Source organism: Pseudomonas sp. BN415, from assembly GCF_029871195.1.
GTDB lineage: Bacteria > Pseudomonadota > Gammaproteobacteria > Pseudomonadales > Pseudomonadaceae > Metapseudomonas > Metapseudomonas resinovorans.
The window spans coordinates 239,843-252,530 of sequence record NZ_SSOK01000053.1 but is presented as its reverse complement, the minus strand read 5'-3'; the positions used below and the strand labels follow the sequence as shown (position 1 = coordinate 252,530).

Sequence of the window (12,688 nt, the reverse complement as noted above, 5' to 3'; positions counted from 1 at the left end):
GACAGCCCGAAGGCGATTCTTAAACCTATTTGGAATACGCCGGCACCGGCTGAGTCCTCATGCGTCTGCCATCTGGCGCAGTAGCGCAAGGGTTTCGTCTATCACGCGGGGTTCGGTATAGAAGTGCGGCGAAAAGCGGATGCCGCCACCTCGTTGGGCGCATACCACTTGCTCGGCTCGCAGTCGCTCGAACAGCATCTGATTGTCCCAACCGTCCAGCCGAAAACTGAGGATGCCGGCACGCCGCGCCGGATTCAGCGGGCTTAGCAGCTGAACTCCGGGAATCCGCGCCAGTCCTTCCTGCAGCCACTGCACGCGTTCCGCCAGCGCGACCGCCACCTGCGCCATGCCTACCTCTTCCAGCAGCGACAGGCTTGCCTCCAGGGCCATGGCGCCGAGCATGTTCGGGCTGCCGCACTCGAAGCGTCGCGCCGTGCGGGAGGGTGCCCAGTCGGCGCGTTCGTAGTCGCCTGGGTGCTCCAGCATGTGCCAGCCGTATTCATGGAGTTTCAGTTGCTCGCGCAGATCGCTGCGGCAATAGAAGACTCCCAGACCTTCCGGGCCGAGCATCCACTTGTGCCCATCGGCCATGGCAAAGGCGCAATCGATAGCCTGGGCGTCGAAGGGCAGGGCGCCCAACTGCTGGATGGCGTCGACACAGAAGAGCACGCCGCGCTGCCTGCATGCTCGACCGAGACGTTGCAGGTCAAGGCGCAGGCCGTTGGCGTACTGCACGGCGCTGACGGACAGAAGTCGGGTGCGCGGCCCGCAGGCTGCGAGCAGGGCGTTTTCCGGGTCGCTGCCGTCCAGTGATACCTGGACGGTGTCCACGTCGTAGCGTTTCAGCGCTTCCCAGACGACGCGGTTGGAGGGGAACTCCTGGTCGCTGATGATGACCTGATCACCTGCCCTCCAATCCAGACCAAAGGCAACGAAAGACAGGGCTTCCGATGTATTCTTGACCAGCGCAAGATCATCAGTGGTTGGTGCGTTCAGCAATTTGGCCAGGCGTTCGCGCAGGCGACGCTCTACTCTCAACCAGTCTGGATAATCTCTTGCGCCGAGGCGCCAGTTCTCTTCGGCGAAGCCCTGGACCGCACGGGTCGCGCGTTTCGGCCAGGGAGCAACCGCGGCATGGTTGAGATATCGGAGCCCATCGGCGTGGGCAAACTCATCTTGCAATAAGCTCATAGTCGGATGATCCGTGCATTTTTACGCCAGATAGGCATAATACGCGGCTTGATTTTTGACCCCACAGTCCCTTTATGCAGAAAGAACCCCGTAAAGTCCGTGAGTTCCGCCGCCGCGAGCAGGAAATTCTCGACACCGCCCTCAAACTCTTCCTGGAAGAGGGCGAAGACAGCGTTACCGTCGAGATGATCGCCGACGCAGTGGGTATCGGCAAAGGCACCATCTACAAGCACTTCAAGTCGAAGGCGGAGATCTATCTGCGCCTGATGCTCGATTATGAGCGCGACCTGAACGCGTTGTTCCATTCCGCGGATGTTGACCGTGACAAGGAAGCGCTGTCGCGGGCCTATTTCGAGTTCCGCATGCGTGACCCACAGCGCTATCGCCTGTTCGATCGCCTGGAAGAGAAGGTCGTGAAGAACAGCCAGGTGCCCGAGATGGTCGAGCAACTGCACAAGATTCGTGCATCCAACTTTGAGCGTCTGACCCTGCTGATCAAGGGGCGTATCGCTGAAGGCAAGTTGGAAGATGTGCCGCCGTACTTCCACTACTGCGCTGCTTGGGCCCTGGTACATGGCGCCGTCGCGCTTTACCACTCGCCGTTCTGGAGCAACGTGCTGGAAGATCAGGAAGGTTTCTTCCAGTTCCTCATGGACATCGGCGTGCGCATGGGTAACAAGCGCAAGCGCGAAACCGAGTCGCCAGCCGGCTGACGTATTCAGTGTACCTATAACGCGGTCCAGGATATGTGCCTTACCGGGCGCGGGGATATACTCCGGCGTACCACATGCCGGAGCGTCCCATGATCGTCGATCGCCAAGGCAGGCGTTTCCGCAATTTGCGTATCAGCCTGACCGCCGCCTGCAATTACGCCTGCACCTACTGTGTGCCTGATGGCAAGCGGCTGGTAGCGGCTCAGGACGAGCTTTCGGCCGAGGCCATGGTGCGCGGCGTGGCTTACCTCATTGAGGCGGCCGGTATCGAGCGTTTGCGTATCACCGGCGGCGAGCCGTTGGTGAGTCCCAAGCTCGATCATTTCCTTCGTGAAGTCAGTAAGCTCGGGCTCGAAGACATCAGCCTGACCAGCAACGGCCAACTGCTGTCCCGCAAGTTGCCACTTTTGCTGGATTGCGGCATCCGCCGGCTGAACATATCCCTCGATACCCTGGATGCCGACGAATTCCGCGGCATCGCGCGTGGCGGTGACCTGGCCACCGTGCTCAAGGGGCTCGAAGAGGCGAGTGCGGCTGGCTTGAAGATCAAGGTCAACATGGTCCCGTTGCGTGGCAAGAACCTCCGCCAGGTGCTGCCGTTGCTGGACTACTGCCTGGAGCGTGGATTCGAGCTGCGCTTCATCGAGTTGATGCGCATGGGTCACCTGGCCCGTGATCCCAACAGCTTCCATCAGCAGTTCGTGGGGCTGGAGGAGCTGCTGGCGCTGATTCGCACAGCCCATGAGTTCGTGCAGGCCGATGCGCCACTGGATGCTACGGCTCTGCGCTACCGGGTACCCGGCGAGGGTTGCTTCGGCGTGATCGCCAACGAGAGCGTGCCGTTCTGTCGGACCTGCTCGCGCCTGCGCCTGTCCTCTACCGGATGGCTGCACGGTTGCCTCTCTTCGAGCAACCGTCACTATGTCGGCGATCTGCTGGAGAAACCCCGCCACGAAGCGCTGCCAGCGCTGCAGCGTTTGCTGGTCAGAGCCCTGGCGGACAAGCAGGATGTTGCGTTCTCCGGCGGCGTCACCGTGATGAAGATCATTGGCGGTTGATGGCGCGGAAGCTGCATTGGTTCTCTATCCGCCGGTTTTTCGTCGCCGGCGCCTGGAGGACACACGATGCGTAGCATGATTCTGTTGCTGGCGATTCTCGGCCTGGTTGGCTGCATGAAGGTCAGTGACATGGCGGAGGGCACTCGCGAACAGCTCAGCGATGCCGGATTCCTGGACCACAGCGAGACTCGCCGCGCCAGCCCCTGGCGTCTGCAGGCGGACTCCTTCATCTACATTGCTCAAGGCTACTTTGTGCCGCCGGGCTCGGCCTATCCGCGACCCAATGTAGTCGCTGAAGAGGCTTTCGACGGCTTCGTCGAGTACTTCCCCATGGTGCGCCGTGCCAAAGGGCCTGTTGGTCTGGAAGAGGCCATGGGCCAGGCCCGTTCGGTAGGTGCCCACTATCTGCTTTACGCCCGATTCGCCAGCGCTGACGACCGTATCGGTACGGTGGAGGAGTGGGAGGATCAGGAGGCACTGGATCGGCTCGGCCGCGACCGTGGCGTAATCCAGCTGATGTTGATCGAAACCAATACCCGCTATTTGGTGGACACCGCTCGAATCCGCAATCGTGGCGGATTTCTGACGTTCTACGATTCCAAACCGGAAGACCTGATCGGACCACCGCTGGAGGAGTATGCTCGCAGCCTGATCGGCTTGAGTCGTTGAGGAGATAGGAATGAGCGATCCCGGCAAGGCCGGCGACTTGCTGGCGCAGATACCCAAGGGCGACAAGCCGGGGGGGGCGCCTGTTCATCTGTGGAACCCGTCGTTCTGTGGTGACATTGACATGCGCATCGCTCGGGATGGCACCTGGTTCTATCTGGGGACGCCGATTGGTCGCAAGCCCATGGTCAAGCTGTTCTCCAGCGTGATCCGCAAGGACGGCGAGGATTATTTCCTGGTCACCCCGGTGGAGAAAGTCGGCATTCAGGTTGAGGACGTGCCCTTTGTCGCCGTCGAGTTGCAGGTCGAAGGTGTAGGGAAGGCACAGCAGCTGCGCTTCATCACCAACGTTGAAGACGAGGTTGTGGCCGGTGAGGCCCACCCGGTGCGCGTCGAGCTGGACCCGAAGACCCAGGAGCCGTCGCCCTATGTGCTGGTGCGCACTAACCTGGAAGCGCTGATCCACCGCAATGTCTTTTACCAACTGGTAGAGCTGGCCGAGCCGCGCGACATCAACGGAGTCACTTGGCTTGGTGTCTGGAGCGGCGGGGAGTTCTTTCCCATTGGCCCGCTGCCCGAGTAACCGAAAGGCGGAAAAAAGGCTCCCGAGGGAGCCTTTTTCGTGCCTGCTTACATGTTGGGGTAGTTCGGGCCGCCGGTACCTTCCGGGGCTACCCAGGTGATGTTCTGGGCCGGGTCCTTGATGTCGCAGGTTTTGCAGTGGACGCAGTTCTGGGCGTTGATCTGGAAGCGCTTGGCGCCATCTTCCTGGGTCACCACCTCGTACACGCCGGCCGGGCAGTAGCGCTGCGCCGGCTCGTCGTACAGCGGGAGGTTCTTGGCGATCGGGATGTCTGCGTCAGCCAGCTTCAGGTGGCAGGGCTGTTCCTCTTCATGGTTGGTGTTGGAGAGGAATACCGAGCTGAGTTTGTCGAAGCTGAGCTTGCCGTCCGGCTTCGGGTACTCGATGCGCTGGGACTGGGCGGCGGGCTTCAGGCAGGCGTAGTCCGGCTTGTTGTCGTGCAGGGTGACCGGGATCTTGCCGCCGAAGAGGTTCTGGTCGACATAGTTGAACGCGGCACCGGCGAGCACGCCGTACTTGTGGATAGCGGCGCCGAAGTTGCGGCTGCGGAACAGCTCGTCGTACAGCCAGCTGGACTTGAAGGCATCGACGTAGCCGGTCAGTTCGTCACCGCCTTCCTTGCCGGAGGCCAGCGCGGCGGCCACGGCTTCGGCGGCCAGCATGCCGGACTTCATCGCGGTGTGGCTGCCCTTGATCTTGGCGAAGTTCAGGGTGCCCAGGTCGCAACCGATCAGCGCGCCGCCCGGGAAGACCATCTTCGGCAGCGAGTTCAGGCCGCCTTTGCAGATGGCACGAGCGCCATAGGCAACGCGCTTGCCGCCTTCCAGGTACTGCTTGACCACTGGGTGGTGCTTGTAGCGCTGGAATTCGTCGAACGGCGAGAGGAAAGGGTTGCTGTAGGACAGGTCGATGATCAAGCCCACTACAACCTGGTTGTTTTCCAGATGATAGAGGAAGGAGCCGCCGGTGTTCTGGTTGTCGACGAAGGACAGAGGCCAGCCGGCGGTGTGGACCACCAGGCCGGGTTGGTGCTTGGCCGGGTCGATGTCCCAGATTTCCTTGATGCCGATGCCGTAGTGCTGGGCGTCGGCTTCGGAATCAAGGTTGTACTTCTTGATCAGCTGTTTGCCGATGTGGCCACGGCAGCCTTCGGCGAATAGGGTGTACTTGGCGCGCAGTTCCATGCCGGGGGTGTAGTAACCCTCTTTCGGATGGCCTTCACGGTCTACGCCGAGATCACCGGTGATGATGCCGCGAACGACGCCGTTCTCGTCGATCAGCGCTTCCTGGGCGGCGAAGCCCGGGTAAATCTCAACGCCCAGGCCTTCGGCCTGCTGGGCCAGCCAACGGCAGAGATTGCCCAGGGAGATGATATAGTTGCCCTCGTTGTGCATGGTCTTGGGCACGAAGAGGCCGGGAACCTTGATGGCGGAGTCGGCATCTTTGAGCATATAGATGTCGTCGCGGGTTACCGGGGTGTTCAGCGGGGCGCCCAGGTCTTTCCAATCAGGGAAGAGCTCGTTCAGGGCTCGCGGTTCGAATACTGCGCCAGAGAGGATGTGGGCGCCGACTTCGGAACCCTTCTCGACCACGCATACGCTGATCTCTTGACCAGCTTCCGCGGCCTTCTGCTTCAGTCGGCACGCGGCGGACAGGCCAGCAGGGCCAGCGCCGACGATGACGACGTCGAATTCCATGTATTCGCGTTCCACAGTCAATCTCCTCAAGGCTCTTCGATATTTTGTGTTGGAGGGCTAGGCTCGATCCCTGACCTGAGCGGGCGCATTATATCCAGACCCTTTGTTCGGTCCAATACAAACGTTTGTTTGAATTTTGTGAAACCCTGATAGGATAAGGCTCTGCGGCTTATGACGGGTCATTTTGCTGTATTGACCGGAATAGGCGATACGGTCAAGATACGGGCGGTTTTGCGCTCGCTGTCTGGGCTGAGAGTCGGTTCCGGCCGACCTGCAATACTGGCCAGGCTCGTCTTGGCGACATTCTTATTAACCGGAGAGTAACGAGGAATCCATGAAGGTTCTTGTAGCTGTCAAACGAGTGGTCGACTACAACGTCAAAGTCCGCGTCAAGGCGGACAACTCCGGCGTCGACCTCGCCAACGTGAAGATGTCGATGAACCCCTTCTGCGAAATTGCCGTGGAAGAAGCCGTCCGTCTGAAAGAAAAAGGCGTAGCGAGTGAAATCGTCGTCGTCACCATCGGCCCGAACACCGCTCAAGAGCAGCTGCGCACTGCCCTGGCCCTGGGTGCTGATCGCGCGATTCTGGTCGAGTCCGCCGACGAGCTGAATTCCCTGGCCGTGGCCAAGCTGCTGAAGGCCGTGGTCGACAAGGAACAGCCTCAGCTGGTCATCCTCGGCAAACAAGCCATCGACAGCGATAACAACCAGACCGGCCAGATGCTGGGCGCCCTGACCGGCTACGCCCAAGGCACTTTCGCCTCCAAGGTTGAAGTGGCTGGCGACAAGGTCAACGTCACCCGTGAGATCGACGGTGGCCTGCAGACCGTTGCGCTGAACCTTCCGGCGATCGTCACCACCGACCTGCGCCTGAACGAGCCGCGCTACGCGTCGCTGCCGAACATCATGAAAGCCAAGAAGAAGCCGCTGGACGTGGTCACCCCGGACGCCCTGGGTGTTTCTACCACTTCCACCGTCAAGACCCTGAAAGTTGAAGCACCGGCCGCCCGCCAGGCTGGTATCAAGGTCAAGTCCGTGGCTGAACTGGTCGACAAACTGAAGAACGAGGCGAAGGTAATCTGATGGCTATCCTGGTTGTTGCTGAACACACGAACGCCGCGCTGGCAGCCGCCACCCTCAACACCGTGACTGCCGCTCAGAAAATCGGTGGCGACATCCACGTCCTGGTCGCCGGTACTGGTGCAGGCGCTGCCGCCGAAGCCGCCGCCAAGATCGCTGGCGTGTCCAAGGTGCTGGTAGCCGACAATGCCGCCTACGCCCATCAACTGCCGGAAAACGTCGCTCCGCTGATCGCCGAGCTCGGCAAGGGCTACAGCCATGTGCTGGCGCCGGCCACCACCAACGGCAAGAACTTCCTGCCGCGCGTGGCTGCCCTGCTGGACGTCGACCAGATCTCCGAGATCATCGCCGTTGAAAGCGCCGACACCTTCAAGCGTCCGATCTATGCCGGTAACGCCATCGCCACCGTGCAGTCCTCGGCTGCCGTGAAGGTGATCACCGTGCGTTCCACCGGTTTCGACGCCGCTGCCGCTGAAGGCGGTTCCGCAGCCGTTGAAGCCGTGGGCACTGTTTCTGACGCTGGCAAGTCCGCCTTCGTCGGTGAAGAGCTGGCCAAGTCCGACCGTCCGGAACTGACCGCAGCCAAGATCGTCGTTTCCGGCGGCCGTGGCATGCAGAACGGCGACAACTTCAAGCATCTGTACGCCCTGGCCGACAAGCTGGGCGCGGCTGTCGGTGCTTCTCGTGCTGCCGTCGACGCCGGTTTCGTGCCGAACGACATGCAGGTCGGCCAGACCGGCAAGATCGTCGCGCCGCAGCTGTACATCGCCGTGGGCATCTCCGGTGCCATCCAGCACCTGGCCGGTATGAAGGACTCCAAGGTGATCGTCGCGATCAACAAGGACGAAGAAGCCCCGATCTTCCAAGTGGCTGACTACGGCCTGGTGGCTGACCTGTTCGAAGCCGTACCGGAACTGGAAAAGCTGCTGTAATAGCGCTTCCCGGCCTGCCGTACAGAAAACCCGCTCTTCGGAGCGGGTTTTTTTGTCTTTCAGCTTCGGCTGGCATCCAGGAATGTCTGATAGTGCCGGGCGGTTTCCTCGGGGCGTTCGATCATGGGCGCGTGACCGCAGTTTTCCATGATTACCACGCTGGGCTTCTTCAGCAACGGCTTCATGACCTCAATGCTGGACACATCCAGCACCCTGTCGCGATCGCCCCAGAGCAGCAGAGTAGGGGCCTCGATCCTTGGCAGTTCGGGTTCCAGCGGGATATAGCGCTCCCGTAGCTGGCGGAAGACCTCGTCGTAGTGCGCCTCATTGGTCATGGATTGCTCAGCCAGGTAGGTCTTCACCGAGGCGGGGAGGGGCGGTGCCTCGACGAAGACGAAATCCAGCATCCGTTGGAAGTCCTCCGGGCTCCGGACCACCAGCGGGTTGGGCTGGCCGCTTTCGATCAGGCGGAACAGTTCGCTCTTGATCGGTGCCGTGATCCCGCCGTTGTCGAACAGCGCCAGGCTACGCACTTGCTGCGGGTAGCGAGCCGCGACGATTCCGGCGATATGGCCGCCCATGGAGTTGCCCACCAGATGCACTTTGCCCAGCTCCAGGGTCTTGATGAATGACTCCAGGCGCTCCGCCTGGGTGCCGACGTCGTAGCTGCCGGTGGGGCGGTCGCTGTCACCGAAGCCGGGCAGGTCCAGGGCGATGACGTGGTAGCGCTCGGTGAAGTGACGAGCGAAGCGTAGCCAATTGTCCTTGTTGGCACCGAACCCATGGATCATGACGATGGTTTCGCCCTTGGTCGGACCGCCCTCGTAGTAATGGATGCTAAGATCGCCCAGCGCGATCTGTCGCTCCGACAAACCAGCGAGCTGACGTTCCACCAGGCGTACGCTGCCCGTCAGAGCAGCGGGGGAAAAGTAGAGGATTGCCGCCACAGCCGCCAGGAGAATGGTGACTGTGATGAGGAGCTTCTTCATGGCCTGTCCTTATCGCGAATGGTTCTTTTAGCCGCCTGTACGCTAGCATGAAGCTCGTTCCAGGCGATGCCGCCCACGCTGCGGCCAATCGAATGTCCAGTCCCGGGAAACCTCAGATGCCAAGACTCCGCCTCTCATCCCTGCTCCTAGCGTTATGCCTGCTACCCGGACTCGGGCAGGCTGCCGGGAAATGCGAGCGGCTGGTGGCCACCGGTAATCCGGAGCATCCCCCTTACCTGTGGCGTGACCCTGAGAACCCCAAACAACTGATAGGCGCCAATGCCGACCTGCTCAAGCAGATCGCCAAGGAATTGGGGGTGAAAGTTGAGATCCTCTACACCGGGCCTTGGCCCCGAGCCCAGGATGAAGTGCGCACAGGGCGGGTCGACCTGATTGCCGGCGCTTCCATCACCCTGCCACGCCTGGAAACCATGGACTACATTCATCCGGCCTTCCTCGAAACCCAGAGTGTCGTCTGGGTCAAGCGCGACCGGGCGTTTCCTTACAGCAGCTGGGACGACCTGCGCATCCATACTGGCGGCACGCTGGTGAAGAACAGCCTTGGTGAGGCCTTCGACCGCTTCGCCAGGGAAAACCTCAAGCTCGAAGAGGTCCCCAGCCTGACCCAGGCCTATCAGCAGCTCCTGCTGGAGCGCACCGACTACGTGCTCTACGAGCGCCACCCCGGGCTGGTGCTGACCGACACACTCGGCATGGCGGATGACCTGGTCGCTCTGGAACCACCCATTTCCAGTGAAGGTCTGTACCTGGCCCTGTCCCACAATTCGGCCTGCAACGACCCCTGGCTGCGCGGACAGCTGGCAAGAAAAATGACAGAATTGGTCGCCGCCGGGGTGCCGGAAACCCTGCTGCAGCGCAACCTGGAACGGTGGAAGGCCCTGCAGATGCAACCCGCCACCATGCCTGAATGATTAGGAACCCTCTAGTGAACAAGACACCCCTGTTTGCCGTCGGCCTTGCGGTGCTGACCTTGGCCGGCTGCGCCAATGACCCGGCGCCCAACGAACAGATGCGCCTGACCCAGCAGGCGGTGGAGCAGGCCAAGGCCGTAGGCGCCACCGAACAGATCGAGGAAATGAAGCTTGCGCAGGACAAGCTTGCCCTGGCCGAGAAGAACATGGGCGAGGAGGACTACAAGCGCGCCCGTATTCTGGCCGAGGAAGCCGAACTCGATGCACGTCTGGCTGAAGCCAAGGTGCTGACCAAGAAGAGCCAGGACCAACTGGCTGAGCTGACGTCGAGGATCAATCGCTTGCGCAAGCAGTTGGGAGAGGTTCAGTGAAGCGGAATCATGCATTGAGCGTCGGCGTGCTGTTCAGCCTCGGACTACTCGGCGGGTGCGCTAGCCAGCAGCAGACCGAACAGAGCCTGGAGCGGGCCCGGCAGATGTTCCAGAAGGTCAAGGAGGACCAGAATGTCCTCAGCGCGGCACCGAAAGATGTTATCCGCTCCGGCGAATCCCTGGCTCGCGCTGAACGTCTGTCCAGCTACTGGGGCAATGACGCCGACGTCGTCCATTACGCCTATCTCAGCCAGCGCTACAGCGAAATCGCCAGCCAGCACAGCGAGCAGAGTCAGAACCAGACGCGCGTCGCCAAACTGCAGCTGGAGCGCGAGCGTCTGCAGCTGGCGCTGCGTGAAGCGAAACTGCTCAGCGTGCAGCAGCAGGGCAAGTGGCTGGAAGAGCAGATGATCGCCCTGGCCGCCACCGAAACCGACCGTGGCCTGGTCATGACCCTGGGCGATGTGCTGTTCGACACCGGCCGGGCCGATCTCAAGGCGTCGGCCAACCGCACGGTGCTCAAACTGGTGCAGTTCCTCCAGCTCAATCCGCGGCGTGTCGTGCGCATCGAAGGCTATACCGACAGCAGCGGCAAAAAGCAGGACAACCTGAAACTCTCGACCGACCGTGCCCAGGCCGTGGCTGATGCTCTGACTGACCTCGGCATCGATGCCAGGCGTATCCAGGTCCAGGGATATGGTGAGGCCTTCCCGGTGGCCGAGAACGCCTCCAATCGGGGCAGGGCGCAGAACCGACGCGTGGAGATCGTCTTCTCCAACGAGAAGGGTGAGCTCGGTCCGGCGCGTTGAGTCGCAACACAGAAAGCCCCGGTGACCGTTCGGCACCGGGGCTTTTTCTTGCCTGGACAATTTCACTGTATCGCACACAATTTCATGATCTGTACCGGTGCAGTTTTAAGGGCTTCGGATAGTGTTTCGGTTCAGTGATACAGGTGCCGCCGTTATGACCAATCTGTTGCTCTACCAACGCATCGCCCAGCAACTGGCCGATGATATTCGCCGTGGTGTCTACCAGCCGGGCGAGCGCGTGCCTTCGGTGCGCAAGCTCAGCTCTCAGCTCAGTGTCAGCCACGCCACGGTATTGCAGGCCTATGCCAGCCTGGAGGATCAGGGGCTTATCCGCGCGCGTCCGCAATCCGGCTTCTATGTACACCAGACCCCCGCACTGACTGCATCCACCCCCGATATCGCCCGCGTTGAGCGCCCCGGCCTGGTCACCCGTGCGAGCATCATCCAGCAGGTCCTGGCCGAATCCCGCCGCGAAGGCGTGTTCCCATTGGGGGCGGCGGTACCCCATGTCGACTACTTGCCGGTACGCACCCTGCACCAGCAGTTGGCCAAGGTCACCCGCTTCCACAGCCCCCGCGCCTTTAGCTATATGTTCAGTCCGGGTTTCGAGCCGCTGCGGCGCCAGGTAGCGATCCGCATGCGCGATGCCGGTGTTGTGGTAGACCCGAGCGAGGTGGTGATCACCCACGGTTGTGTGGATGCGCTGCAGATGAGCCTGCGAGTGCTGACCCGGCCAGGTGACCTGATCGCTACCGAGTCTCCGACCTACTACGGACTGCTGCAGTTGGCCGACCTGCTCGGCCTGAAAGTGATCGAGATTCCCAGCGACCCCACCACCGGCATCAGCCTGGAAGCCCTGCAGTTGGCCGCCAACCAGTGGCCGATCAAGGCCCTAGTGCTGACCGCGCGGCTAAGCAATCCCCTGGGTGGCACCATTCCCGAGGAGCGGCAGAAACAACTGTTGCGCCTGTCCTCTGATTTCGACATCCAGATCATCGAAGACGATATCTACGGCGAACTGATGTTCGACCAGGGGCCTTCCAAGGCGATCAAGGCCTACGACCTGGACGACCGGGTGATCTACTGCTCCAGCTTCTCCAAGACCCTGTCGCCTGGCGTGCGCATCGGCTGGATGATCGCCGGCAAGTACCAGGCGGAAATCCAGCGCCTGCAGACGTTCAGCACCCACTCGGCCTGCAGCGTCACCCAGATGGGGGTGGCGGCGTACCTCGAGAACGGCGGATACGATCGGCACCTGCGTTACATCCGCCAGGAGTACCGGAAGAACCTTACGGCCTTCCAGTTGGGGGTGCAGCAGTACTTCCCCGAAGGCACCCAGATTACGCGCCCCAACGGCGGCTTCATTCTCTGGATCAGCCTGCCGGCGAAGGTGAACACCAAGGACCTGCACGTGCGCGCCTTGCAGCAGGGCATCAGCATCGCTCCTGGCCTGATCTTCAGTAATACCGAGCAGTTCAACCACTGTGTGCGACTGAATTGTGGCATCCCGTGGAACCGTGAAGCCGAGCGCGCCATCATGACCCTCGGGATGCTAGCCAAGCAGCTCTGTCAGGAGGCCGGCCTGTAACCGGCCTTCTGAAACTGATTTTCCTTGACGGCTTAACCCCTCCTGCAGGACGCCTACGTCTACTGGTGCGAATGGCTC

At 61.3% G+C, this 12,688-nt stretch carries 13 protein-coding genes; 10 read left to right on the top strand and 3 right to left on the bottom strand.

From position 1 onward, the window contains the following. Window positions 1-57: 57 nt before the first annotated feature. Complete coding sequence (locus E8F20_RS14345; protein WP_280284297.1) at window positions 58-1,191, bottom strand: aminotransferase class V-fold PLP-dependent enzyme; 1,134 nt, start codon at window positions 1,189-1,191, stop codon at window positions 58-60. A 74-nt stretch (window positions 1,192-1,265) separates the two neighbouring features. Between E8F20_RS14345 and E8F20_RS14340 the strand changes: the two genes are divergently transcribed. The 4 genes from E8F20_RS14340 to E8F20_RS14325 all read left to right on the top strand — a co-directional run bounded on the left by E8F20_RS14340 (window position 1,266) and on the right by E8F20_RS14325 (window position 4,211). Further along, the gene (locus E8F20_RS14340) at window positions 1,266-1,904 is read left to right on the top strand and encodes a TetR/AcrR family transcriptional regulator (RefSeq protein ID WP_280284296.1); all 639 of its coding nucleotides are present in this window, start codon (window positions 1,266-1,268) and stop codon (window positions 1,902-1,904) included. Window positions 1,905-1,993: 89 nt separating this feature from the next. Next, window positions 1,994-2,962 carry a radical SAM protein gene (locus E8F20_RS14335; RefSeq protein WP_280284295.1) on the top strand — a complete coding sequence of 323 codons (969 nt, stop codon included), beginning with the start codon at window positions 1,994-1,996 and terminating at the stop codon, window positions 2,960-2,962. Window positions 2,963-3,028: 66 nt separating this feature from the next. Beyond that, window positions 3,029-3,631 (top strand): DUF4823 domain-containing protein, encoded by a 603-nt coding sequence (locus E8F20_RS14330; RefSeq protein ID WP_280284294.1) that lies wholly within the window; start codon window positions 3,029-3,031, stop codon window positions 3,629-3,631. A gap of 10 nt (window positions 3,632-3,641) precedes the next feature. Beyond that, entirely contained in the window at window positions 3,642-4,211 is a 570-nt protein-coding gene (locus E8F20_RS14325) for a DUF1285 domain-containing protein (protein WP_280284293.1), read from the top strand. A gap of 47 nt (window positions 4,212-4,258) precedes the next feature. Here the strand turns inward: E8F20_RS14325 and E8F20_RS14320 are convergent, their stop codons facing one another. Beyond that, on the bottom strand, window positions 4,259-5,923 hold the full coding sequence (locus E8F20_RS14320; RefSeq protein WP_028627854.1) for an electron transfer flavoprotein-ubiquinone oxidoreductase: 1,665 nt from the start codon (window positions 5,921-5,923) through the stop codon (window positions 4,259-4,261). 319 nt (window positions 5,924-6,242) lie between these two features. On the opposite strand from E8F20_RS14320, the gene E8F20_RS14315 reads away from it, so the two are divergent. Beyond that, on the top strand, window positions 6,243-6,992 hold the full coding sequence (locus tag E8F20_RS14315) for an electron transfer flavoprotein subunit beta/FixA family protein (RefSeq protein ID WP_280284292.1): 750 nt from the start codon (window positions 6,243-6,245) through the stop codon (window positions 6,990-6,992). Further along, the gene (locus E8F20_RS14310) at window positions 6,992-7,921 is read left to right on the top strand and encodes an FAD-binding protein (RefSeq protein WP_280284291.1); all 930 of its coding nucleotides are present in this window, start codon (window positions 6,992-6,994) and stop codon (window positions 7,919-7,921) included. Before E8F20_RS14315 ends, E8F20_RS14310 begins: the two co-directional genes overlap by 1 nt. 59 nt (window positions 7,922-7,980) lie before the next feature. Here E8F20_RS14310 and E8F20_RS14305 read toward each other — a convergent pair whose 3' ends face one another. After that, window positions 7,981-8,910, bottom strand: a complete 930-nt coding sequence (locus E8F20_RS14305; protein ID WP_280284290.1) for an alpha/beta hydrolase — start codon at window positions 8,908-8,910, stop codon at window positions 7,981-7,983. Between the two features lie 116 nt (window positions 8,911-9,026). On the opposite strand from E8F20_RS14305, the gene E8F20_RS14300 reads away from it, so the two are divergent. The 4 genes from E8F20_RS14300 to E8F20_RS14285 all read left to right on the top strand — a co-directional run bounded on the left by E8F20_RS14300 (window position 9,027) and on the right by E8F20_RS14285 (window position 12,610). Next, window positions 9,027-9,842, top strand: coding sequence for a transporter substrate-binding domain-containing protein (locus E8F20_RS14300; RefSeq protein WP_280284289.1), 816 nt, complete (start codon window positions 9,027-9,029; stop codon window positions 9,840-9,842). Between the two features lie 14 nt (window positions 9,843-9,856). Then, entirely contained in the window at window positions 9,857-10,213 is a 357-nt protein-coding gene (locus E8F20_RS14295; RefSeq protein ID WP_280284288.1) for a DUF4398 domain-containing protein, read from the top strand. Then, on the top strand, window positions 10,210-11,022 hold the full coding sequence (locus E8F20_RS14290) for an OmpA family protein (protein ID WP_280284287.1): 813 nt from the start codon (window positions 10,210-10,212) through the stop codon (window positions 11,020-11,022). The genes E8F20_RS14295 and E8F20_RS14290 overlap by 4 nt, the downstream gene beginning before the upstream one ends. A 154-nt stretch (window positions 11,023-11,176) precedes the next feature. Continuing rightward, the gene (locus E8F20_RS14285) at window positions 11,177-12,610 is read left to right on the top strand and encodes a PLP-dependent aminotransferase family protein (RefSeq protein WP_271472364.1); all 1,434 of its coding nucleotides are present in this window, start codon (window positions 11,177-11,179) and stop codon (window positions 12,608-12,610) included. Window positions 12,611-12,688 lie beyond the last annotated feature (78 nt).

Coding starts and splice junctions, on each gene's coding strand:
- E8F20_RS14345 (WP_280284297.1), bottom strand. CDS start 1,191: ATGAGCTTATTGCAAGATGAGTTTGCCCACGCCGATGGGCTCCGATAT.
- E8F20_RS14340 (WP_280284296.1), top strand. CDS start 1,266: ATGCAGAAAGAACCCCGTAAAGTCCGTGAGTTCCGCCGCCGCGAGCAG.
- E8F20_RS14335 (WP_280284295.1), top strand. CDS start 1,994: ATGATCGTCGATCGCCAAGGCAGGCGTTTCCGCAATTTGCGTATCAGC.
- E8F20_RS14330 (WP_280284294.1), top strand. CDS start 3,029: ATGCGTAGCATGATTCTGTTGCTGGCGATTCTCGGCCTGGTTGGCTGC.
- E8F20_RS14325 (WP_280284293.1), top strand. CDS start 3,642: ATGAGCGATCCCGGCAAGGCCGGCGACTTGCTGGCGCAGATACCCAAG.
- E8F20_RS14315 (WP_280284292.1), top strand. CDS start 6,243: ATGAAGGTTCTTGTAGCTGTCAAACGAGTGGTCGACTACAACGTCAAA.
- E8F20_RS14310 (WP_280284291.1), top strand. CDS start 6,992: ATGGCTATCCTGGTTGTTGCTGAACACACGAACGCCGCGCTGGCAGCC.
- E8F20_RS14305 (WP_280284290.1), bottom strand. CDS start 8,910: ATGAAGAAGCTCCTCATCACAGTCACCATTCTCCTGGCGGCTGTGGCG.
- E8F20_RS14300 (WP_280284289.1), top strand. CDS start 9,027: ATGCCAAGACTCCGCCTCTCATCCCTGCTCCTAGCGTTATGCCTGCTA.
- E8F20_RS14285 (WP_271472364.1), top strand. CDS start 11,177: ATGACCAATCTGTTGCTCTACCAACGCATCGCCCAGCAACTGGCCGAT.